This window comes from Flavobacterium ponti (assembly GCF_042652765.1).
Lineage (GTDB): Bacteria > Bacteroidota > Bacteroidia > Flavobacteriales > Flavobacteriaceae > Flavobacterium > Flavobacterium ponti.
Window position 1 is genome coordinate 184,321 of sequence record NZ_JBHSGW010000027.1, and the last position, 21,712, is coordinate 206,032.

Here is a 21,712-nt window from a genome sequence, read left to right on the forward strand (position 1 = left end):
ATGGAAAAAAACTTAAACAAAATGATTACGAAAACAGCTACACAGTGGAAAACGAGAGCTAAACAAGATCATAATAATAGAAGAAATATTACTAGAGCTCAAGCATTTGCATTAGAGCTTATGGACTATATGGATTTACATAACATCAAGCAAATAGATTTAGCAGATAAAATGGGAGTAAGTGCTCAACAGATAAATAAAATCTTAAGAGCAAAAGCTAATCTAACTTTTGAAACGATAGATAAAATAGCTGATGCGCTAGAAGTAAATATTACATCTCCTAAAATAATGACAATAAAAAGCTCTCATTCTCCAATAATACATTATTCTATGCAAATTGTACATAAACGTAAACATAAATTTATAGAAGAAAATATGACATCAAAGAAGATAATTAAACAAAATCCTTTTTTAAATACGAATATAGAAAATATGAATTCATATATTTATACGGCAAATCAAATATAACTAATATAATGAATTACAATAAACTAGGCTTTGCTTTCACAGGCCTTCGAACTGTATCATTCGCTACTATAGATAAAGCGTACAAAAAATCTGGTGAAACAAACCTAATTACAGGTTTAGGCTATGGTTTGGACATTGAAGATCAAACTGTCACTTGTAATACTCGTTTTTCTTTTGAAAAAAAGAAAGATCAACCTTTTTTAATTCTTGAAGTACAAGCGTTATTTCAAATTGAAAAAAACGATTTTATAAATAAAGTGAAACAAAATAATAACACATATTTAGTAACAAAAAATCTTGCTGTTCATTTTGCAGTATTGACAATTGGTTCAGCAAGAGGAATTTTACATGCCAAAACTGAAGGAACACCATTTAATGAATTTCTTCTACCAACAATTGATGTTAATAATATACTTGTAGAAGATGTAACTTTTGAATTCTAAATATTAAAAATTAGTTGTAAAGCAATATCGCTTTTAGTTTTGTTCTCAATTAATTATAAAATAATTACAAATTTTTAATTAAATCTTAATTCACAAATTTTAACTTTAATTCACTCATCAAGTGATTATAAAGGTAGATTAAAAAAAAATTATGAATTATTTAAAAAATTTAGATTCTAACAAAAAAAGTCCTCTAGATTGAGGACTTTTTTATTAAATCATTCATTGAACACTACCAACTAAACTAGTACTCACTAAACTGCAAACTACTCAAATTCTTATAAATTCCGTTTTCTATTTCTAGTAATTCTTTGTGGGTTCCTTGTTCTACTATTTTTCCATCGTTTAAAACCAAAATGGCATCAGCACTTCTAATCGTTGAAAGTCGGTGAGCAATGATAATGCTGGTTCTACCTTTCATTAAATTTTCTAAAGCTTCTTGCACCAATTTTTCGCTTTCACTGTCTAAAGAAGAAGTCGCTTCATCTAAAATTAAAATACTTGGGTTTTTCAGCAAAGCACGAGCAATGGCAATACGTTGTCTTTGACCACCAGAAAGTTTTATGCCTCGTTCTCCAACCAAAGTATCTAATTTTTCAGGGAAACCATTTATAAATTCATAAGCGTTGGCTTGCTTGGCTGCAAGTACTATTTCTTCTTCGGAAGCATCAGGTTTTCCATAAGTTATATTTTCACGAATACTTCCTCCAAAAAGAATAACATCTTGTGGTACTATACTCATATTGCCACGAAGATTTTCTAAATCATAGTCGTAAATGTTCTTGTCATCAATTAAAATTTCACCTTTATCAATGTCATAAAAACGCAATAAAAGAGACGAAATAGTCGATTTTCCTGCACCACTTGGACCAACAATAGCTATTTTTTGACCAAAACCTGCTTCAAAGTTTACGTCTTTCAACACCTCTATTTCTGGTCTTGATGGATAAGAAAAACCAACGTTTTTAAAACTTACTGTACCTTTTATTTTTTGAGTAGAATGATTTTGAGTCGCATTTATTTTTTCAGGAACTTCGTCTAACAATTCAAAAACTCGTTCGGTTGCTCCAACAGCTTTCTGAATTTGGGCATACAATTCGGCAATTCCACCAAAAGAAGCTCCAATAAAAGTAGAATACAATACGAAAGAAATTAATTCTCCAATTCCTTTTATTTCACCATTAATACACAAAGTAACACCATACCAAACCACAGCAACAATGGCTCCAAACAAACAAAATATGATGAAAGAAGCAAAATAACCGCGATAAATTCCACCTTTGATGGCTAATTTTACGACTTCACTGATTTTTCCTTTGTAACGAGCAATTTCGTACCATTCATTAGCAAAAGCTTTTACATTAGAAATTCCTTGCATCGTTTCTTCCACAATCACCTGACTTTCGGCTACTTGATCTTGTACACTTTTAGAAAATTTTCTAATAAATCTTCCAAAAATAACAGCTGCAACAGCCACAACAGGAACAATACAAAGCATCATCAACGTTAGTTTTAAACTTATGGTTGCTAGAAAAATAACACCTCCAATAATTAAAATAAATTGCCTTAAAAATTCAGCAATAGTTGTCGTTAAAGTATCTTGAATTTGAGTAATATCTAAACTGATTCTACTATTCAATTCTCCTACTCTTTTTTGGGAGAAGAATGTCATGGGTAATTTAATCAGATTACTATATAAAGCCAATCGGATATTAGCTAACGTATTTTCGGTAAAATTAATAAACAGTGATAATCTAAAAAAGGAGAAAAAAGATTGCAATAATAAAATGACCATCAATCCTAAAGCTATATTTTTAGCTTTGACTAAATCTTTATCATTCACACAATCGACCAACATTCCTAATAACTTTGGGAAAGCCAAGGCAGTTCCACCGGTTAAAAGTAGAAATAGTAAGCCTAGATAGAATTTCCATTTATGATTATTGGCATAGTTGAATATTTGAAGTGCTTTGCTTAAGGTACTAGCATTAAGTTTTGATTTGGGTAAATCATTCTCTTTAAATCGAGCCATTTAGTGTTTTAATTTTTTGATTTTTCTGTCATTTTCCTATACTTCAAATATAAAGCTAAAAATGAGATTCTAAAGTCTGTAAAAAAGAAAACTTCCCGAAAAACGAGAAGTTTTGATTTTATATATAATTTCTGAATTCTAAATTTATAATCTATCTAGAATAATTTGGTGCTTCTTTAGTAATAGTCACATTATGAGGATGGCTTTCCCCTATTCCACTAGCTGTTATTCTAACAAAACGACCAGAATCTTGTAAAGTTGGAATATCTTTTGAACCACAATAACCCATTCCGGCTCTTAAACCACCAACGAATTGTTGCATGCTTTCGTTTAATTCACCTTTGTAAGGAACACGACCTACAATTCCTTCTGGAACTAATTTCTTAACATCATCTTCCACATCTTGAAAATAACGGTCTTTTGAACCTTCTTGCATGGCTTCCACAGAACCCATTCCTCTATACGATTTGAATTTTCTTCCTTCAAAAATAATCGTTTCACCTGGAGATTCTTTGGTTCCAGCTAATAAGGAACCTAACATTACACAATCAGCACCAGCAGCAATTGCTTTTGGAATATCACCTGTGTAACGAATTCCACCATCAGCAATAACTGGAACACCACTACCTTTTATAGCTGCAGCGACTTCAATCACAGCAGAAAATTGAGGAAATCCAACTCCAGCTACAACACGAGTTGTACAAATTGAACCTGGTCCAATTCCAACTTTCACACCATCTGCACCATTTTCAACTAAATATTTAGCCGCTTCTGGTGTAGCAATGTTTCCAACCACCACATCTAAATCAGGAAATGAAGCTTTAACTAATTTTAAAACATCAACCACTCCTTTTGTGTGTCCGTGAGCTGTATCGATAATTACTGCATCAACACCAGCATTTACTAAAGCCGTTGCGCGTTCAACAGCATCAGCAGTTACTCCAAGAGCAGCAGCCACACGTAAACGTCCATATTGGTCTTTATTAGCGTTTGGTTTTTGAGTCAATTTTGTAATATCTCTAAAAGTGATTAATCCAGCCAATTTATTATTTTCGGCAACCACTAATAACTTTTCAATTTTATGATCTTGTAGAATTTCTTCGGCTTGTTGCAAAGTAGTACCCGCTTTTGCCGTAACTAAATTTTCAGAAGTCATTACTTCTGTAATTGGACGATCATTTTTACGTTCAAAACGCAAATCTCTGTTCGTAACAATTCCTTTTAAAGTCATGTCTTCATCTACCACAGGAATTCCACCAATTCCATGTTCTTTCATCGCTCTTTTGGCATCACCAACAGTTGCTGATAAAAGTAACGTTACAGGATCGATGATCATTCCAGATTCAGCACGTTTTACTTTACGAACTTCAGCGGCTTGTTTTTCGATTGACATGTTTTTGTGCAAAACACCAATTCCTCCTTCTTGAGCCATAGCAATTGCCATAGCACTTTCGGTAACGGTATCCATAGCTGCAGATACAATAGGAGTGTTAAGCGTAATATTTTTAGAAAATTTAGATTGAATACTAACTTCTCTTGGTAAAACTTGAGAATAATTTGGAACTAATAGTACATCATCATAAGTAAGACCTTCTCCGATGATTTTTGTGTTGTGTGCGTTCATTGCAATTTGTTGTAGTCGTGTTAAATTGCATGCAAATATAAGAAAAAGTAATTAGTGATTAGTAATTAGTGATTAGTTTTTAACGTAAAGTTTCAAAAAAAACGAGATTTAACTAGCCCAGATAGGAATGAAAAGCATTTTTTTGAAGAATTCTATTTTTTGTTGTTGTAAAAAAGCGACCAAAGGAAGCTCTTTTTATGACTTACAAAAAAAGAATTGTTGAAAAAATCTTGTAATGGATAGCTGGAAATAGCTTCTTATAAAAGAATTATTTTTTAAGCTAATTACTAATCACTCTTCACTAATCACTATTTTAATGATAATTTGTAAAAATCTTCAAAGCTTCATTGTAAGAGCTTTCAAAACTCATTGCGTGGCAATTGGTATCTACTTTTGCTGCGGTGAAATACGATAACAATTTTTCGGTTGGCATATTTCCAGTTAAGTCATCAGCAGCCATGGGACAACCTCCAAAACCTTGAATTGCTCCGTCAAATCTTAGGCAACCTGCTTTGTATGCTGCATCTACTTTTTCGTGCCATTTATCTGGAGTGGTGTGCAAATGTGCTCCAAATTCGATGTTAGGATATTTTGGAATTAAGTTTGAAAACAAATAATCAATCACTTCAGGATTTGAAGTTCCAACAGTGTCTGAAAGTGAAAGAATTTTCACACCCATTTTATCCATTTTTTCGGTCCAATTTCCTACGATTTCCACATTCCAAGGATCACCATAAGGATTTCCAAAACCCATGGATAAATAAGCTACGACTTCTTTGTTGCTTTTATCAGCAATTTGTAGAATTTCATTTAATGTCACTATCGATTCAGCAATAGTTTTATGTGTATTTCGCATTTGAAAATTCTCCGAAATCGAAAAAGGAAAACCTAAATATTGAATTTCTTTGTGTTCAGCAGCCATTTCTGCACCTCTTGTATTGGCAATTATAGCTAAAAGTTTGCTTTGTGTTTGCGACAAATCTAATTGAGCCAAAACTTCTGCCGTATCAGCCATTTGCGGAATTGCTTTTGGAGAAACAAAACTTCCAAAATCAATGGTATCAAACCCAACTCTTAATAAAGATTGAATGTATTGTACTTTTTTTTCTGTAGGAATAAATGCCTTGATGCCTTGCATAGCATCTCTAGGACATTCAATTATTTTTACTTTTGGATTCAATGATTTGCTTTTAAAATGCTAAGATAGGAAGAATTTAATGGATAAAAAAAAATAAAATATTCCTTAAATGTGGAATAATTTAAAATATTACACTTATTGGTAATATATTAAAATATTACATTTTTTGGTAATATATTTTGTATCTTAAAAAATATTTTATAGATTTGAACTATGGATTGTATAATTACAGGAGACGTAAAAGGTTCACGCAGAGCAAAATCGCAGAATTGGCTTGACGGTTTAAAGCAACTATTTCAACAATTTGGAAAAACTCCAAAAGATTGGGAAATTTACCGTGGTGATGAATTTCAATTGGAAGTAAAAAATTATGAAGAGGCTTTATTAGTGGCTTTTCAGATAAAAGCGTATTTAAGAAGTATCAAATTAGATGTTCGAATGAGTATTGGATTTGGTGATAAAACGTACAAAGCCAAGAAAATTTCAGAAAGTAATGGAACAGCTTTTGTAAATTCAGGTGTTGGATTTGAAAGTTTAAAGAAAAACAAAACTACTTTATCGATTCATAGTTCTAACAAAACTTTTGACAAGGAAATGAATTTAATTTTGCGATTGGGTTTGTCTTTTATGGACAATTGGCTGGCTCAATCTGCTGAATTTGTATTGATTACTATTCAAAACCCTACACTTTCACAAGAAGAAATTGGATTAAAATTAGGCATCAATCAAGCAGCCGTGAGCAGAAGAAGAAAAAGAGCTAATTTTGATTTATTACTGGAAATAAATTCGGCTTATGTTGAAAAATTAAAAATGCTTGAGGTATGATGCTTTTATTCACAAAACTTTTATTGGCTCATTTGATTGGTGATTTCATCTTACAACCTAACAAATGGGTTTTAGATAAAGAAAAAAAGAAAGAAAAAAGCATTTATTTGTATTTACACACAGCTTTGCATTTAGTCTTGATGTTGATTTTTGTAGCTGAAGTTGATTTTATCATTTATGGAATATTATTAGCAGTTTCTCATGGAATTATTGATTTCATTAAACTGAAATTTCAAAAGAAAAAAACAAAACGCATTTGGTTTTCAGTAGATCAAGTATTGCATTTAGTGATGATTTTTATAGTAGTTTTGGTTTATAAAAATGCTAGAATAGATTTCCAAAATATAGATCATCAAATTTGGATTTTTATAACTGGAATTGTTTTATTAACGAAACCAACTTCAATAATTATTAAAAACATTATATCCATTTGGACACCAGAAAGCAAAAATAAAGAAGACAATTCGTTGCAAAATGCTGGAAATTACATTGGGATTTTGGAACGCTTATTTGTATTTTGTTTCATTATTACCAATCATTTTGAAGCTATTGGTTTTTTATTGGCTGCAAAATCTATCTTTAGATTTGGTGATTTGAAAGAAGCCAAAGACAGAAAACTAACGGAATATGTTCTTATTGGAACTTTATTGAGTTTTGGAATTGCAATTTTAGTTGGATTGATGGTGGAATTTTCTACTTAAGTATAGTTTTTACATCTTAAAAAAAAACTATTAATCATAGAAAACAAAAACATATTCATGGAAAAATATATTTATCTAGAAAAAATAACCAAAACAAGACTGATAATAGGGTATATACTTTTGTTCTCAGGTTTATTATTAATTATTTTTATTAACATCAAAATATATCCTATTTACCTATTGTTTTGGATAGCATTCATAATTGGTGGAATTATAACATTGACAAATGAAGGAATTGAATTAGACTTAAAACATAACCTATATAGAAATATTAGTTCAATTTTTGGTATAAAACTTGGAAGTTGGAAAAAGTTTCCGGAAATAAATTACATCTCTATTTTTAGAACAAATACAACAAAGACATTAGGTGGGATCGGATTACAATCTACAGCAACTGCAAGAATCACAGAAAAAGTAATTTTAATAAACTTATTTACTGATAATCAAAAACCAACAACTCTATACACAACTAAAAATAAAGATTTAGCTGTTCAAATCTGTTCAAAATTAAAAGAAAAATATGGCTTTGAAATAGTCAATAAACTTTAGAAAATTATTTCATTTAAAGTATAAAATCCTATACTTCTAATATATTAGTTTTTCTTAAGTAACATTGTATTAATTTCCTTAATTAATTTTGGTCCTTCATAAATAAATCCGGTGTACAACTGAATTAAACTTGCACCAGCTTCTAATTTTTCTAAAGCATCTTTTGCGGAATGAATGCCTCCTACTCCAATAATTGGAAACGATTTATTACTTTTTTCTGAGAGAAAACGAATAACTTCTGTAGAACGATTCGTCAAAGGTTTTCCTGATAATCCACCCATTTCTGATTTATTTTCTGAAGATAATCCATCACGAGAAATGGTAGTATTAGTTGCAATTACACCAGCAATTTTAGTTTCGTTTACAATTTCGATAATATCTAATAATTGTTCGTTGGTTAAATCAGGAGCAATTTTTAAAAGAATTGGTTTTGGGTTTCCTTTTGAATTATTAAGGTTTTGCAATGTATTCAATAAAGCTTTCAAAGGCTCTTTTTCCTGAAGTTCTCTTAAATTAGGTGTGTTTGGTGAACTTACATTGACTACAAAATAATCAACATAATCAAACAAGGCTTCAAAACAGATTACGTAATCATTGACTGCTTCTTCGTTTGGAGTAACTTTATTTTTTCCAATGTTTCCACCAATAAGAACTCCTTTGTTTTTCTTTAAACGAATAATTGCTTCTTCAACACCACCATTATTGAAACCCATTCGATTGATGATTGCTGAATCTTCTTGTAATCTAAAAAGTCTCTTTTTAGGATTTCCGTCTTGTGGTTTTGGAGTTAAGGTTCCAATTTCAATAAAACCAAATCCGAAATTAGATAATTCTTGATATAATTTAGCATCTTTATCAAATCCAGCAGCCAATCCCACTGGGTTTTTGAATTTTAATCCGAATACTTCTCGTTCTAATTTGGGACTTTTTACTTCGTAATACGAATTGATTAAACTTCCCACCAAAGGAATTTTATGCAAAAAACGAATTAATGAAAAGGTAAAGTGATGTACTTTTTCAGGATCAAATTGAAATAAAATCGGACGAATTAATAAACGATACATAGTAGTTGAGTTGAAGTGCAAAAATAAGAATATAAAAAAAATGTCCCACTAAAAAGTGAGACATTTTTATAAAATTTGATATTATATTTTGAAACGTTTTCTATCGTTTTCATTTAAATAGATTTTACGCAAACGTAACGATTTTGGTGTTACTTCCACATACTCATCTTTTTGAATGTACTCTAAAGCTTCTTCTAAAGAGAATTTTATGGCAGGAATAATTTTAGCTTTATCATCTGCTCCAGAAGAACGAACGTTTGATAATTTTTTAGTTTTAGTCACGTTGATAACCATATCATCACTACGTGTGTTTTCACCAATTACTTGACCTTCATAAATTTCTTCATTTGGATCTACGAAGAATTTACCTCTATCTTGTAATTTATCAATAGAATAAGGAATCGCTTTTCCGTTTTCCATTGAAATTAATGAACCACTATTTCTTCCAGGAATTTCTCCTTTGTATGGCTCGTATCCTATGAAACGGTGAGCCATAATTGCTTCACCAGCTGTAGCCGTTAATAATTGGTTACGTAAACCAATAATTCCACGAGAAGGAATATTAAATTTTACAACCATTCTATCTCCTTTTCCTTCCATTGAAAGCATTTCTCCTTTACGAACAGAAACAAATTCAACAGCTCTTCCAGAAAGATGTTCTGGTAAATCGATTGTTAATTCTTCAATTGGCTCACATTTTTGACCGTCAATTTCTTTAATAATTACTTGAGGCTGACCGATTTGCAATTCATACCCTTCTCTTCTCATGGTTTCAATAAGAACAGATAAGTGAAGAACACCACGACCAAATACCATAAATTTATCAGCAGAATCAGTCTCACCCACTTTCATGGCTAAGTTTTTTTCTAATTCTTTAGTCAGTCTATCTCTAATATGTCTTGAAGTTACAAATTTACCTTCTTTTCCAAAGAATGGAGAATCGTTGATAGTAAACAACATACTCATTGTTGGTTCATCAATAGCAATAGTTTGTAAAGCTTCTGGATTTTCAAAATCAGCGATAGTATCACCAATTTCAAAACCTTCAACACCTACGATTGCACAGATATCACCTGCTATAACTTGTTCTACTTTTTTACGTCCAAGACCTTCAAAAGTATGCAATTCTTTAATTCTTGATTTTATTATTTTTCCATCTCTTTTTACTAAAGAAATTGGCATTCCTTCTTTTAAAACACCTCTTTCTAAACGTCCAATAGCAATACGACCTGTAAAACTTGAAAAGTCTAAAGATGTAATTAACATTTGCGGAGTTCCTTCAGAAACTTTAGGAGCTGGAACATTTTGGATAACCATATCTAATAATGGCTCAATATTTTCGGTTTGATTTTTCCAATCGTCAGACATCCAATTGTTTTTTGCAGAACCATATACTGTTGGAAAATCCAATTGCCACTCTTCTGCACCTAACTCAAACATTAAGTCGAAAACTTTTTCATGAACTTCTTCAGGAGTACAGTTTTCTTTATCTACTTTATTAATTACCACACATGGTTTTAATCCTAAGTCGATTGCTTTTTGCAATACAAAACGAGTTTGCGGCATTGGTCCTTCAAAAGCATCTACTAAAAGACATACACCATCAGCCATATTTAATACACGCTCTACTTCTCCACCAAAATCCGCGTGACCAGGAGTATCTATAATATTGATTTTTGTACCTTTATATGTAACAGAAACGTTTTTAGAAGTAATTGTAATTCCTCTTTCACGTTCTAAATCATTGTTATCTAATATTAAATCACCTGTATTTTCATTTTCACGAAATAATTGACAGTGATACATAATTTTATCAACCAAAGTAGTTTTACCGTGGTCAACGTGTGCAATAATTGCAATGTTTCTGATAGATTCCATCTTATTTTTTTAGTGGTGCAAAGGTAATACTTATTTTCTAATAAAATACTAACCAATGCATTACTTTATTTATATTTACTATTTCTTAACTTTTTTCCATAAAAAAAGCTCTCAAAAAAGAGAGCTTAATATAATTTAAAACTACGTTTCTACTTATAAAGAAGCTACGTGTTTAGTTAACTTAGACTTTAAGTTTGAAGCTTTGTTAGAGTGAATGATGTTCTTTTTCGCTAATTTATCAATCATTGAAAACACATCATTTAATTTAGCTTGAGCATCAGCTTTATCAGTTGCCATACGAATTGCTTTGATAGCATTACGTGTAGTTTTGTGCTGGTACTTGTTAATTACTCTTTTCTTTTCGCTTGTTCTAATTCTTTTTAAAGCTGACTTGTGATTTGCCATTTTTTCTTAATTTAATTGTAATAATTATTTATAAACTACTAGTTAAAAAAGAAAAACCTCCCACAATTGTTACCAATCACTTTGGTTTTAACTAATAAAATAAAAACTTAAGACACCCGCTTCTATTTTACAAAACTTATTTACAACTAATTTGTAGCCCGTAGGGGAATCGAACCCCTCTTACATGGATGAAAACCATGCGTCCTAACCGATAGACGAACGGGCCAGTAACCCAGTAATTTCAAATTTGTAGCCCGTAGGGGAATCGAACCCCTCTTACATGGATGAAAACCATGCGTCCTAACCGATAGACGAACGGGCCAACATTTCTGTATTGCGGATGCAAAAATACAACTATTTTTTATTTTCGCAACAGAAATTTATTTTTTTTTAATAGGCTTTTGCAAATAAAACTCTACGTTCTGATTTTGAGCCAGTTAAAACACACTTTCCTTCCTCATCTCTTCCATCTAAAGGGATACATCGGATAGTTGCCTTAGTTAATTCCTTAATTTTTTCTTCAGTTTCAGCTGTTCCGTCCCAGTGAGCAGAAACAAAACCTGTTTTATTTTCTAAAACATCTTTAAATTCTTCAAAATTCTGAACTTCAGTAATATGCGTATCTCTATAGTTTAAAGCTTTGTTAAATAAATCGCTTTGAATAGTCTCTAATAAATCAGAAATATAACTAACAATTCCGTCTTGAGCGACAACTTCTTTAGTTAAAGTATCTCTTCTTGCAATTTCAAAAGTTTTTTGCTCTAAATCTTTTGGTCCAACCGCAATTCGAACTGGAACACCTTTTAATTCCCATTCAGCGAACTTAAATCCTGGTTTGTGTGTGGTTCTATTATCGAACTTAACTGAAATATTTAATTTTTTAAACTGAGCTACTAAATCAATTACAACAGTTGAAATTCTTTCAAATTCTTCATCTGTTTTAAAAATAGGTACAATAACAACTTGAATAGGAGCTAAATTTGGAGGTAAAACTAAACCTAAATCATCAGAATGAGTCATTACCAAAGCACCCATTAAACGAGTTGAAACTCCCCAAGAAGTTCCCCAAACATATTCTTGTTTTCCTTCTGCATTGGCAAATTTTACATCAAAAGCTTTAGCAAAATTTTGACCTAAAAAGTGAGATGTTCCTGCTTGAAGTGCTTTTCCATCTTGCATTAAAGCTTCAATACAATACGTTTCTTCAGCTCCAGCAAAACGTTCTGTTTCGGTCTTCAAACCTTTTATAACTGGAATTGCCATAAAATTTTGAGCAAAATCAGCATAAACATTCATCATTTTTTCTGACTCTTCAATCGCTTCTTGCTTGGTTGCATGAGCTGTATGACCTTCTTGCCATAAAAATTCAGCAGTTCTTAAAAACAATCTTGTACGCATTTCCCAACGCACAACATTAGCCCATTGATTGATTAATAAAGGTAAATCTCTGTATGATTGTACCCAACCTTTATATGTTGACCAAATAATAGCTTCACTAGTAGGACGAACAATTAGTTCTTCTTCTAATTTTGCATTTTCATCAACTTTTAATTTTCCTGGATTGTCTTCATCGTTTTTTAAACGATAATGTGTTACGATAGCACACTCTTTTGCAAAACCTTCAGCATTTTTTTCTTCAGCTTCGAACATACTTTTGGGCACAAAAAGAGGAAAATAGGCATTCTGATGACCTGTTTCTTTAAACATTCTATCTAATTCGGCTTGCATTTTTTCCCAAATTGCAAAACCATATGGTTTGATAACCATACATCCTCTTACTCCAGAATTCTCAGCTAAATCGGCTTTTACAACTAACTCGTTGTACCATTTAGAATAATCCTCTGCTCTTTTTGTTAAGTTTTTACTCATTACTAATGGATTGGCATAAAAATTGTTACTATTTCTTATATAAATTTTAACTAAAATATTCGACAAAACTAACTATTTTTGTGAAGTCCAACAATAAAAAACTTGCTATTATGAAAACTAATTACCAAACTCTGATAAAAAAATATCGATTATTACTATTAAGTATAGTAATGATTGGTGCATCGTCATGTAGTTCATTTAAAAATTCATCTTATGATGATAATGACGGAATTTATAGTTCTTCAACCTCTTCTAGAGAAACTACATTGGATGAAAATCAAAACTACACTCAAGTAAAACAATCAAGTGTTTATGCTGAAAAGTTTAGAGATATGCAAGATGAATTTGAGGAAACAGAATATTTTACAGATGTAGATTCTTATACTTCAAATGAAAATGCAGCTGATACTGTTTATGTTATTGAAAGAAGTTATGCAGGTTGGGGAAACAATTCAAATGAAGTAAATGTAAATTATTATAATAACGGATGGAATAATTGGGGTTGGGGTTGGAACTCATGGTATGGACCAGGATGGAATAACGGATTTTATTATGGAAATACTTGGGGATTAGGCTTTAATTATGGATGGAATTATGGATGGAACAATTGGTATAATCCTTACTATGGTTATGGATGGAATAATTGGGGATGGAATAATTGGTATTCTCCTTATTATGTAGGTTATTATAACAATCATGTTTCTTATAATGGTGGCCGAAGAGGAATGAATGGATATTATCCCGCAAATTCTGGAAGAAGTTCAGGAAGATCAGCAACTGTTACTGGCAGAAATAGTCAAATAGGAAACTCAACAATTAGAAATTCAAGAACAAGATCAACTTCAACAAGATCAAATAATTCTGCAATTTCACCAAGAAATACTACTACAAATCCTAGAACAGTATCTCCTAGAAACTCATCAAATTCTCCAAGAAGTACTACTTCTCCAAGAACAATCAACACTCCTAGAACTACAACAACTCCTAGAAGTTCTTCTTCACCTAGAAGCACTCGATCAAGCGGAAGTTTTGGTGGTGGTAGATCATCAGGTGGTTTTTCTGGAGGAAGCTCTGGTGGTGGAAGATCTTCTGGTGGAGGTGGTCGTGGTGGACGAGGTTAATTAATTGATTGAAAAAGAAAAAATAAAATTTATTATGAAAAAAATATTTTTATCCTTGTTACTAGGAACAACTTTTATTGGGTTTTCTCAAGAAACGAGACCTAGTGATGCTTTGAGATACGCAATAGATGATTTAAATGGTACAGCTCGATTTAGAGGAATGAGTGGTTCAATGGGAGCTATTGGTGGTGATTTATCAGCTATAAATATTAATCCTGCTGGTTCAGTAGTTTTTAAATACAATACATTTAGTGCTACCGTTTCAGGTTTCAACCAAAAAAACAATTCAACATATTTTGGAACAAAATCTACCGAAAATGATTTCAAATTGGATTTAAATCAAATTGGAGCTGTTTTTGTTTTTGACAATACAGATACTAACAGTGGTTGGAAAAAATTAAGTCTAGGTGTAAACTATGAAAACACTAATAACTTCAACAATCAAGTATTCTCTAGAGGCACTAATCCTTATAACTCAATTGGAAATTATTTTGTTGATGCAGCTCAAGGCTATGAATTAGAATTTTTACAAACTCAGCCTGGAGAATCAGTGAGTAGTTTATATAGTTATCTTGGTGAAACAGGTGGTTTAGGATTTGGTGCACAACAAGCATTTTTAGGCTATCAAGGTTATATAGTAAGTCCATTTGATGATGAAGATCCAAACAATATAGATTATTTCACTAACATACCAACTGGTGGAAATTTTTATCAAGAAAATTATATTAAATCCAAAGGATACAATGGAAAATTAACTGGAAATTTTGCAGCTAATTATGCCGACATTTTATCTTTAGGTATGAATTTAAATATTCACTTTACAGATATTACTAAATCTACTTCTGTGTATGAAAGTAATGATAATCCAGAATATGCAACTGGTTCAACCGTAAAGAGAATTCAATTTGATAATGATTTATACACATACGGAAGAGGTTTTTCTTTTAACTTAGGAGCAATTGCAAAAGTTACTAATGAATTTAGATTAGGATTAGCTTACGAATCTCCAACATGGTATGCTTTAAATGATGAATTAAGTCAACGATTAATAGTTGTAAATTCAGATGAAAATGGAACATATACAGATGTAGTTGATCCAAACATCGTTAATATTTATCCAAGTTACAATGTACAAACACCAAGCAAATTGACTGGAAGTGCAGCTTATATTTTTGGAACAAAAGGGTTTATAAATATAGATGTGTCTTCAAAAGATTATGGAAATACGAAGTTCAAACCTAAAAACGATGTTCTGTATGGTTCATTAAATGATTTTATGAGTGATAATTTAAAAAGAACATTATCATATAATATTGGTGGAGAATACAAAATAAAACAAATTAGCTTGAGAGCTGGTTATCGTTTTGAGGAAAGTCCGTATAAAGTTGATGCTGCTCTTGGTGATTTAATTGGTTATTCTGGTGGTTTGGGTTATAGTTTTAATAATGCTAGAATTGATTTATCATACGCAAACACACACAGAAACTATAATCAAAGTTTTATTTCTTCTGGAATGAACGACCAAGCTAGAATAAATAATAAGAATGATAATGTAAGTTTAAGTTATACAGTAACTTTCTAAACATTTCAACATAAAACAAAAGAAAACTACTTCACATGAGGTAGTTTTTTTTTATTGAAATACTAAATTTAGGAAAAACTAAATCATAAAAATTATTTAAACCAAAACAATTACATTTAAAAAGCGTAATTTTGCACTCCAAAACTCAGAAATAAATTTTCAATTCTATGAGAACCAAAACGTTAAAGAAAAATAAAATCAATGTAATTACGCTTGGATGTTCAAAAAACGTCTATGATAGTGAAGTTTTGATGGGTCAATTAAAAGCCAATGGTAAAGAAGTTACACATGAAGCTAAAAAAGACGAAGGAAACATCATCGTAATTAACACTTGTGGTTTTATTGATAATGCAAAAGAAGAATCAGTAAATACTATTTTAGAATATGCTGACAAAAAAGACAAAGGTTTAGTAGATAAAGTTTTCGTTACAGGATGTTTATCAGAAAGATACAGACCTGATTTAGAAAAAGAAATTCCAAATGTAGATCAGTATTTTGGAACAACTGAGTTGCCATTATTATTAAAAGCATTAGGTGCCGATTATAAACATGAATTGATTGGAGAACGATTAACAACTACTCCAAAAAATTATGCTTACTTAAAAATTTCTGAAGGTTGTGATAGACCATGTAGTTTTTGTGCCATTCCGTTGATGCGTGGAAAACACGTCTCTACTCCTATTGAAAAATTGGTTATAGAAGCTGAAAAATTAGCTAAAAATGGAGTTAAAGAATTAATCTTAATTGCACAAGATTTAACTTATTATGGTTTAGACATATACAAAAAGAGAAACTTAGCTGAATTGCTAGAAAATTTAGTTAAAGTAGAAGGAATTGAATGGATTCGTTTGCATTATGCATTTCCAACAGGATTTCCAATGGAAGTTTTAGAATTGATGAAACGTGAACCAAAAATCTGTAACTATATTGATATACCATTACAACACATTTCAGACAGTGTTTTGAAATCGATGCGAAGAGGAACAACATATGAAAAAACAACAAACCTTTTAAAAGATTTTAGAAAAGCCGTTCCAGAAATGGCAATTCGTACGACTTTAATTGTAGGTTATCCTGGAGAAACGGAAGAAGATTTTCAGATTTTGAAAAATTGGGTTGAGGAAATGCGTTTTGAAAGATTAGGTTGTTTTACGTATTCGCACGAAGAAAACACACATGCTTACAATTTAGTTGATGATGTTCCTGAAGAAGTGAAACAAGCACGTTCTTTAGAGATTATGGAAATTCAAGCACAAATTTCTTGGGATTTGAATCAGGAAAAAATTGGACAAACTTTCAAATGTGTCATTGATAGAAAAGAAGGACAATACTTTGTTGGTAGAACCGAATTTGACAGTCCAGATGTAGATAACGAAGTACTAATTGATGCTTCAAAATTCTACTTAAAAACTGGAGATTTTGTTATGCTAAAAATAATTGATGCCACAGAATTTGATTTGTATGCTGAACCAATAGCTTAAAAAAATTATAATATTATATAAAAAAGGAGAAAAATTATTTTTTCTCCTTTTTTACTTTGATTAAGTAGGTAGATAAATAGTCATTACCTAATTTTAGATGAACATCGTATAACCCTTTGTATGGAATTGAAAATTTTAATTCAATACAATCATTATCTTTTCGATTAATAATTGGAATAATTGATTTTGTATAATTTCCCGATATTAATTCTATATTAAATTTATTACTATCAATCTCTAATAATTCTTTCAATAAAATAGTTATTGTATCATTTTGTATAACTTCAGAATCCATTTCAGTAGGCTTAACAGGTTTAATTCCATGTCTAAAAGCTTCTCCATATATTAAAGGAGCATTAAAGAAAGTTTCTAATTTATAATCTTCTATCAATAACCATTTGACTTCTAGCGGATAATGATTTTTAACAAACATATCAGGCTCAGTCAAAAAATAACCATTGTTATAATTATATTCAAAATAATATTTATCTAAATCAAAAACACCAGTCGACCAAGTAGCATCACACAAATACCATTTATCATTTAATTGAACAGCATTCCAAGAATGATTTGGCATGTAATAATCTTCCTTAGTTTCATAAGTAGTTCTTCCAAATCCATTTATAATTTCGCAATTAATATTAGCATAATTTGACAATTCTTTTATTAAGTAAGCATAACCAGTACAGACCGTTTTCTGCTCTTTTACTAATTTTTTAAAAGATTGTTTTGAAAATTCTTTATTCCATTTTTCCAATTTTATGCTATCATTTCTATATTTTCTTCGTTCTTTATCATTCTTTAAAAAAGCTTTAAAATCGTTCTCAATATTAGAACAAACCCAAATATAAATTGCTCTAAATTTTTCTACATCAGTAGATAAAGAATTAGTAAGATTATAAGATAATATTGGCAAACTTCTTAAGTTTTCACCTTTGTAACTGCTTGCAATTGAATCTGCTTTATTAAAGTTTATAGCATCAAAATCAGATAATTGTGCTTGTAGATTTATAGAAACAAAAATTATTAAAAATGTAAATAAGTTTCTAATCATTTTTAAAAAGTCCTGTTATTTTTTGAAAAAATGTTCTTTTTGATTTGTGAATTTTACTTGTAGTTACTTCTCCTATAAATATTAAATCACAAGAATCAAATGAAGTTTCTAAATTAATTTGACTTACTTCAGAAGCCTTAATCTCAACTTTTTTTAATCCAACAAAACTTACTATTACAATTGCATCTTTATCAATTGGTTCTGGAAATTCAAAATTACCATCAAAATCGGTTGTTACACCTTTCGCAGTGTTCTTAATAACAACACTTGCACCAGCTAAAGGTCCTAATTCGTCTGAAACAGTTCCTTTTACAATAATTTTATCTGATTGATTTATAATGTCAGATTTCTCAGTTTCAATTTTTTGATTAATTTCTGTTTTAGAATTTGTTTTCTTTTCTTGTGCAAATCCATTATTAAATGATAGAAGTGATACTAATGAAAAACCCACGAAACCTTTATTCCAAAAATTAAATTTATTATTCCATAATGATTCATTTGGTAGAGAATACATTTTCAATTGATCTTGACGAAATGAACCACACGTTTTTTTATCTGTAGAATTAAAATAATTAATAATTTCTTTGTCATTCATTTTACTAAAATCAATAACTTCTTTATTACATGCATTACAAAAACCACCTTTGTCTGTTGGTAAAAAATTATTGAAATTTTCTGAACATGGTTTTTTTATCGCTATATCAATTTTTTGATTCATGGGTAAAACAAAATTTAATGTAATTCATTTACTAATAATACTTTAAAAATAGATATTTTTCCCAAATAAAGCAAGTAAATAGATTTTTTTATATATTTACTCTTTTAAAAGACATTATAAAATTAAAATTATGAGAACAAGAACTATATTTTCATTAGTATTCATGTTGCTTGCTTATATTATGCAGGCTCAATCAAATGAAGTTGAAGTTTACACAGAAGACGCAAAATTATTTACTGTTTACGTTGATGGTGTTAAGATTAACCAAACTCCATTGTCAAACGTAAAATTTACTTCAACAAAGAGTAATAACGTTGATTTCAAAATTGTTTTTGAGGAAAACCAAACTATACTTGAGAAGAAAGCTGTTGAAGTGGTTTCAAACACAAATAAAATGTCATTTACAAATGGTGCAAAAGCAGTTTATTTATTAAAACCAAATAGCACTGGTTATGAATTTATTCAAACTTCTGTAACGAACAGACCAAACACTGGTCAAAAAGTTTTAGATTAAGACACTTAACTAATAAATTAATAAGAGCTTCATTTTTAATGAGGCTTTTTTTATATTTGAAAAAATCAAAAACATGTTTTTAAAAACTACGACAATTGAAGCCAAGAAGATGATTGGATTTTCTACTAAAACTTCTTTAACAAATGACCAAACAGCAAAAATTTGGCAACAATTAATGCCAAGATTAAAAGAAATAAAAAATGCAGTTCGTGCAGATTTATTTTCATTACAAGAATATGATTTTAAAAAATTTAATGATTTTTCACCATCAACTGAATTCATAAAATATGCCTTAATTGAAGTTAAAAATTATGATGATATTCCAGAAAACTTTGAACAATTTAATCTTCCTTCTGGAAAATATGCTGTATTTTTACATAAAGGAACTTTTGCTGATTTTCCTAAAACAGCTCAATACATTTTTGGTGAATGGTTACCCAAAAGCGAATTTGAGCTAGATGATCGTCCACATTTTGAGGTTTTGGGTGACAATTATAAAGGTCATGAAAATACTGAAAGTGAAGAAGAAGTTTGGATTCCAATTAAGTAAGAATTTAAAAAAAAATAAATCATGTGGAAAGAAGAAAACAACAAATTACAACAAACCTTTAAATTTAAAGATTTTATAGAAGCTTTTGGTTTTATGAGTAAAGTTGCACTTATTGCCGAAAAAATGAACCATCATCCTGAATGGAAAAATGTGTATAACAAAGTTGAAATAACTTTAACAACTCATGATGAAGGAAATACAATTACAGAAAAAGACCGAAAATTAGCAAAAGCTATTGATGAATTATTTCTTTAATGAATGATATCTAAAACTCTATTAATTCTTACAAATCGTTTTGCATAATAGGCTTCCTTAACCGAAGAAACAATTACACCTTTACTAACTGATGAATGGATAAAGAAGATTTCATCATCAACCACTTCAGTAATCATTCCTACATGATTTACTGTTCCTCTTCCATTGGTTGAAAAGAAAATTAAATCTCCTTTTTGAGCTTGGTTTTTCTTAATTTTTTTTCCTGTTCTCGATTGTTCATTGGAAGTTCTTGGTAGTTTAAAATCTAGTTGAGAAAATGTATAACACATTAAACCTGAACAATCAAATCCACCACTTTTTGTTCCACCACTTCTATAACGTGTTCCTAAATGTTCTGAAGCAATTGCAATTAATTGATCTGCGCTTTCTAAACCTTCTATTGATAATGGAGTTGCTTCTTCAACTAATTCTTCAACCTCAGCGTATAAATTAACTTGAGCTTGAGAATTAGATGCAATTCCTTTTTTTATTATTAATTTTCTTCCAGGAAATATCTTTGATCCCACTTTTGGGTTCAACTCTTGTAATTTTGCCAATGTAATTTTATATGCTCTAGCAATACTACTCAAAGTTTCTCCACGAGCAACAACATGTGTTACTTCACCAGAATCGTCAGGTTCTTCAACATCATCATCTGCAGCAGCCATAGTTTCTAATTGAACTGAAGCTGGACTAATAATTTTATTAGGTTCTACTTTTGGCTCAATAATTTCTTTTTTAGGTTTTTCCTTTCCTTTTCGGATAACTATTTTTTGATCAATTTGAAGGTTTGTACTCAAGCCAGAATTTAATTGCTTTAATTGCTTAAAACTTACATCATATTTTTCAGTAATATGACTTATTGTTTCACCTTTTTTCACAGAATGAACTAAATCATTAGAGGAAGAAATTTCTTCTTCTTTTATATTTGATTTAGCATCTTTAGTATTTTTATTCTTTTTCAAAGCTAATTTAGCTCCAACTTGTAATTTGTTTGGAGAAATTGTTGGGTTAAACTCTTTTAATTCTTCAACTGTTAAATCGTATTTTTTGGCAATGGTATAAAATGATTCTCCTGAAACTACTTCATGAAAATCGTTTGTAACTTTTTTAGATGATTTAATTGATTTTGCTGTTGGAATAATTAGAATTGTATTCAATTGTAAAGTCTGACCTTTTACTTTTGGGTTAGATTCATATATATCATTTTCTGTTACACCATACTTTTTCGCAATAGCATAAAATGAATCACCACTAACTACTTTATGCTTTATTGTTTTTTGAGCAAAAGCAAAAGTATTAGATAGCAAAACAAACAGTACAACTAATAAAAAACGATTCATTATCAAATAGTTAAAATACTTTTATTGTATATTAAAAGTTCGACAAGATAAAAAAACTATGTTTATAAAATTAATTTTAACTTTATTTTAATTGCATA

Annotated in this window: 21 protein-coding genes and 2 tRNA genes; 11 read left to right on the forward strand and 12 right to left on the reverse strand. The window is 30.2% G+C overall.

The window, feature by feature from the left end; all coding sequences use genetic code 11:
* On the forward strand, window positions 1-468 hold the full coding sequence (locus tag ACFO3U_RS12640; protein ID WP_379743027.1) for a helix-turn-helix domain-containing protein: 468 nt from the start codon (window positions 1-3) through the stop codon (window positions 466-468).
* A gap of 8 nt (window positions 469-476) precedes the next feature.
* Window positions 477-911: a hypothetical protein gene (locus ACFO3U_RS12645; protein WP_379743030.1), complete on the forward strand. Its 435-nt coding sequence runs from the start codon at window positions 477-479 to the stop codon at window positions 909-911.
* Window positions 912-1,155: 244 nt separating this feature from the next.
* On the opposite strand, the gene ACFO3U_RS12650 is transcribed toward ACFO3U_RS12645, so the two are convergent.
* The 3 genes from ACFO3U_RS12650 to ACFO3U_RS12660 form a co-directional block, all read right to left on the reverse strand.
* A complete protein-coding gene (locus tag ACFO3U_RS12650) occupies window positions 1,156-2,943 on the reverse strand; it encodes an ABC transporter ATP-binding protein (RefSeq protein WP_379743033.1) in 1,788 nt (595 codons plus the stop codon).
* A 151-nt stretch (window positions 2,944-3,094) separates the two neighbouring features.
* Window positions 3,095-4,567, reverse strand: coding sequence for an IMP dehydrogenase (guaB, locus tag ACFO3U_RS12655; RefSeq protein WP_379743036.1), 1,473 nt, complete (start codon window positions 4,565-4,567; stop codon window positions 3,095-3,097).
* 313 nt (window positions 4,568-4,880) lie between these two features.
* Window positions 4,881-5,747 carry a hydroxymethylglutaryl-CoA lyase gene (locus ACFO3U_RS12660; RefSeq protein WP_379743039.1) on the reverse strand — a complete coding sequence of 289 codons (867 nt, stop codon included), beginning with the start codon at window positions 5,745-5,747 and terminating at the stop codon, window positions 4,881-4,883.
* Between the two features lie 171 nt (window positions 5,748-5,918).
* Between ACFO3U_RS12660 and ACFO3U_RS12665 the strand changes: the two genes are divergently transcribed.
* Genes ACFO3U_RS12665 through ACFO3U_RS12675 form a run of 3 tightly spaced genes read left to right on the forward strand, consistent with a single transcriptional unit; the run spans window position 5,919 to window position 7,780 of the window.
* The gene (locus ACFO3U_RS12665) at window positions 5,919-6,530 is read left to right on the forward strand and encodes a hypothetical protein (protein WP_379743042.1); all 612 of its coding nucleotides are present in this window, start codon (window positions 5,919-5,921) and stop codon (window positions 6,528-6,530) included.
* A complete protein-coding gene (locus tag ACFO3U_RS12670) occupies window positions 6,530-7,231 on the forward strand; it encodes a DUF3307 domain-containing protein (RefSeq protein ID WP_379743524.1) in 702 nt (233 codons plus the stop codon). The genes ACFO3U_RS12665 and ACFO3U_RS12670 overlap by 1 nt, the downstream gene beginning before the upstream one ends.
* Window positions 7,232-7,288: 57 nt before the next feature.
* Complete coding sequence (locus ACFO3U_RS12675) at window positions 7,289-7,780, forward strand: hypothetical protein (protein WP_379743044.1); 492 nt, start codon at window positions 7,289-7,291, stop codon at window positions 7,778-7,780.
* 44 nt (window positions 7,781-7,824) lie between these two features.
* On the opposite strand, the gene ACFO3U_RS12680 is transcribed toward ACFO3U_RS12675, so the two are convergent.
* From ACFO3U_RS12680 to proS, 6 genes are all read right to left on the reverse strand, one after another.
* Window positions 7,825-8,844 carry a quinone-dependent dihydroorotate dehydrogenase gene (locus tag ACFO3U_RS12680; RefSeq protein WP_379743046.1) on the reverse strand — a complete coding sequence of 340 codons (1,020 nt, stop codon included), beginning with the start codon at window positions 8,842-8,844 and terminating at the stop codon, window positions 7,825-7,827.
* Between the two features lie 81 nt (window positions 8,845-8,925).
* On the reverse strand, window positions 8,926-10,722 hold the full coding sequence (gene typA, locus ACFO3U_RS12685; RefSeq protein ID WP_379743047.1) for a translational GTPase TypA: 1,797 nt from the start codon (window positions 10,720-10,722) through the stop codon (window positions 8,926-8,928).
* Window positions 10,723-10,875: 153 nt separating this feature from the next.
* The gene (gene rpsT, locus ACFO3U_RS12690; protein WP_379743049.1) at window positions 10,876-11,127 is read right to left on the reverse strand and encodes a 30S ribosomal protein S20; all 252 of its coding nucleotides are present in this window, start codon (window positions 11,125-11,127) and stop codon (window positions 10,876-10,878) included.
* A gap of 154 nt (window positions 11,128-11,281) precedes the next feature.
* A tRNA-Glu gene (locus tag ACFO3U_RS12695) sits at window positions 11,282-11,353 on the reverse strand.
* A gap of 24 nt (window positions 11,354-11,377) precedes the next feature.
* Window positions 11,378-11,449 (reverse strand) — tRNA-Glu (locus ACFO3U_RS12700).
* Window positions 11,450-11,517: 68 nt separating this feature from the next.
* Entirely contained in the window at window positions 11,518-12,996 is a 1,479-nt protein-coding gene (gene proS / locus ACFO3U_RS12705; protein ID WP_379743052.1) for a proline--tRNA ligase, read from the reverse strand.
* Between the two features lie 110 nt (window positions 12,997-13,106).
* On the opposite strand from proS, the gene ACFO3U_RS12710 reads away from it, so the two are divergent.
* The 3 genes from ACFO3U_RS12710 (at window position 13,107) to rimO (ending at window position 17,180) form a co-directional block, all read left to right on the forward strand.
* Window positions 13,107-14,117: a hypothetical protein gene (locus ACFO3U_RS12710; protein WP_379743055.1), complete on the forward strand. Its 1,011-nt coding sequence runs from the start codon at window positions 13,107-13,109 to the stop codon at window positions 14,115-14,117.
* Between the two features lie 34 nt (window positions 14,118-14,151).
* A complete protein-coding gene (locus ACFO3U_RS12715) occupies window positions 14,152-15,699 on the forward strand; it encodes an OmpP1/FadL family transporter (RefSeq protein ID WP_379743058.1) in 1,548 nt (515 codons plus the stop codon).
* Window positions 15,700-15,866: 167 nt separating this feature from the next.
* Window positions 15,867-17,180 (forward strand): 30S ribosomal protein S12 methylthiotransferase RimO, encoded by a 1,314-nt coding sequence (gene rimO / locus ACFO3U_RS12720; protein ID WP_379743061.1) that lies wholly within the window; start codon window positions 15,867-15,869, stop codon window positions 17,178-17,180.
* Between the two features lie 34 nt (window positions 17,181-17,214).
* Here the strand turns inward: rimO and ACFO3U_RS12725 are convergent, their stop codons facing one another.
* Together ACFO3U_RS12725 and ACFO3U_RS12730 are read right to left on the reverse strand one after the other, a co-directional pair.
* Complete coding sequence (locus ACFO3U_RS12725) at window positions 17,215-18,234, reverse strand: transglutaminase domain-containing protein (RefSeq protein ID WP_379743064.1); 1,020 nt, start codon at window positions 18,232-18,234, stop codon at window positions 17,215-17,217.
* Complete coding sequence (locus ACFO3U_RS12730) at window positions 18,227-18,952, reverse strand: carboxypeptidase-like regulatory domain-containing protein (protein WP_379743067.1); 726 nt, start codon at window positions 18,950-18,952, stop codon at window positions 18,227-18,229. The genes ACFO3U_RS12725 and ACFO3U_RS12730 overlap by 8 nt, the downstream gene beginning before the upstream one ends.
* A gap of 130 nt (window positions 18,953-19,082) precedes the next feature.
* Here ACFO3U_RS12730 and ACFO3U_RS12735 point away from each other — a divergent pair, with 130 nt between their 5' ends.
* The 3 genes from ACFO3U_RS12735 to ACFO3U_RS12745 all read left to right on the forward strand — a co-directional run bounded on the left by ACFO3U_RS12735 (window position 19,083) and on the right by ACFO3U_RS12745 (window position 20,271).
* A complete protein-coding gene (locus tag ACFO3U_RS12735) occupies window positions 19,083-19,466 on the forward strand; it encodes a hypothetical protein (RefSeq protein WP_379743070.1) in 384 nt (127 codons plus the stop codon).
* Between the two features lie 73 nt (window positions 19,467-19,539).
* Window positions 19,540-20,016: a GyrI-like domain-containing protein gene (locus ACFO3U_RS12740; RefSeq protein WP_379743073.1), complete on the forward strand. Its 477-nt coding sequence runs from the start codon at window positions 19,540-19,542 to the stop codon at window positions 20,014-20,016.
* 21 nt (window positions 20,017-20,037) lie between these two features.
* Window positions 20,038-20,271 (forward strand): 4a-hydroxytetrahydrobiopterin dehydratase, encoded by a 234-nt coding sequence (locus ACFO3U_RS12745; protein WP_379743076.1) that lies wholly within the window; start codon window positions 20,038-20,040, stop codon window positions 20,269-20,271.
* Here ACFO3U_RS12745 and ACFO3U_RS12750 read toward each other — a convergent pair.
* On the reverse strand, window positions 20,268-21,614 hold the full coding sequence (locus ACFO3U_RS12750) for a C40 family peptidase (protein WP_379743078.1): 1,347 nt from the start codon (window positions 21,612-21,614) through the stop codon (window positions 20,268-20,270). The two genes, ACFO3U_RS12745 and ACFO3U_RS12750, sit on opposite strands and share 4 nt — an antisense overlap.
* Between the last annotated feature and the right edge of the window lie 98 nt (window positions 21,615-21,712).

Bases quoted from the DNA above. Each gene is read 5' to 3' on its own strand.
- ACFO3U_RS12640 (WP_379743027.1), top strand. From the start codon at position 1: ATGGAAAAAAACTTAAACAAAATGATTACGAAAACAGCTACACAGTGG.
- ACFO3U_RS12645 (WP_379743030.1), top strand. From the start codon at position 477: ATGAATTACAATAAACTAGGCTTTGCTTTCACAGGCCTTCGAACTGTA.
- ACFO3U_RS12650 (WP_379743033.1), bottom strand. From the start codon at position 2,943: ATGGCTCGATTTAAAGAGAATGATTTACCCAAATCAAAACTTAATGCT.
- guaB (WP_379743036.1), bottom strand. From the start codon at position 4,567: ATGAACGCACACAACACAAAAATCATCGGAGAAGGTCTTACTTATGAT.
- ACFO3U_RS12665 (WP_379743042.1), top strand. From the start codon at position 5,919: ATGGATTGTATAATTACAGGAGACGTAAAAGGTTCACGCAGAGCAAAA.
- ACFO3U_RS12670 (WP_379743524.1), top strand. From the start codon at position 6,530: ATGCTTTTATTCACAAAACTTTTATTGGCTCATTTGATTGGTGATTTC.
- ACFO3U_RS12675 (WP_379743044.1), top strand. From the start codon at position 7,289: ATGGAAAAATATATTTATCTAGAAAAAATAACCAAAACAAGACTGATA.
- ACFO3U_RS12680 (WP_379743046.1), bottom strand. From the start codon at position 8,844: ATGTATCGTTTATTAATTCGTCCGATTTTATTTCAATTTGATCCTGAA.
- typA (WP_379743047.1), bottom strand. From the start codon at position 10,722: ATGGAATCTATCAGAAACATTGCAATTATTGCACACGTTGACCACGGT.
- rpsT (WP_379743049.1), bottom strand. From the start codon at position 11,127: ATGGCAAATCACAAGTCAGCTTTAAAAAGAATTAGAACAAGCGAAAAG.
- proS (WP_379743052.1), bottom strand. From the start codon at position 12,996: ATGAGTAAAAACTTAACAAAAAGAGCAGAGGATTATTCTAAATGGTAC.
- ACFO3U_RS12710 (WP_379743055.1), top strand. From the start codon at position 13,107: ATGAAAACTAATTACCAAACTCTGATAAAAAAATATCGATTATTACTA.
- ACFO3U_RS12715 (WP_379743058.1), top strand. From the start codon at position 14,152: ATGAAAAAAATATTTTTATCCTTGTTACTAGGAACAACTTTTATTGGG.
- rimO (WP_379743061.1), top strand. From the start codon at position 15,867: ATGAGAACCAAAACGTTAAAGAAAAATAAAATCAATGTAATTACGCTT.
- ACFO3U_RS12725 (WP_379743064.1), bottom strand. From the start codon at position 18,234: ATGATTAGAAACTTATTTACATTTTTAATAATTTTTGTTTCTATAAAT.
- ACFO3U_RS12730 (WP_379743067.1), bottom strand. From the start codon at position 18,952: ATGAATCAAAAAATTGATATAGCGATAAAAAAACCATGTTCAGAAAAT.
- ACFO3U_RS12735 (WP_379743070.1), top strand. From the start codon at position 19,083: ATGAGAACAAGAACTATATTTTCATTAGTATTCATGTTGCTTGCTTAT.
- ACFO3U_RS12740 (WP_379743073.1), top strand. From the start codon at position 19,540: ATGTTTTTAAAAACTACGACAATTGAAGCCAAGAAGATGATTGGATTT.
- ACFO3U_RS12745 (WP_379743076.1), top strand. From the start codon at position 20,038: ATGTGGAAAGAAGAAAACAACAAATTACAACAAACCTTTAAATTTAAA.
- ACFO3U_RS12750 (WP_379743078.1), bottom strand. From the start codon at position 21,614: ATGAATCGTTTTTTATTAGTTGTACTGTTTGTTTTGCTATCTAATACT.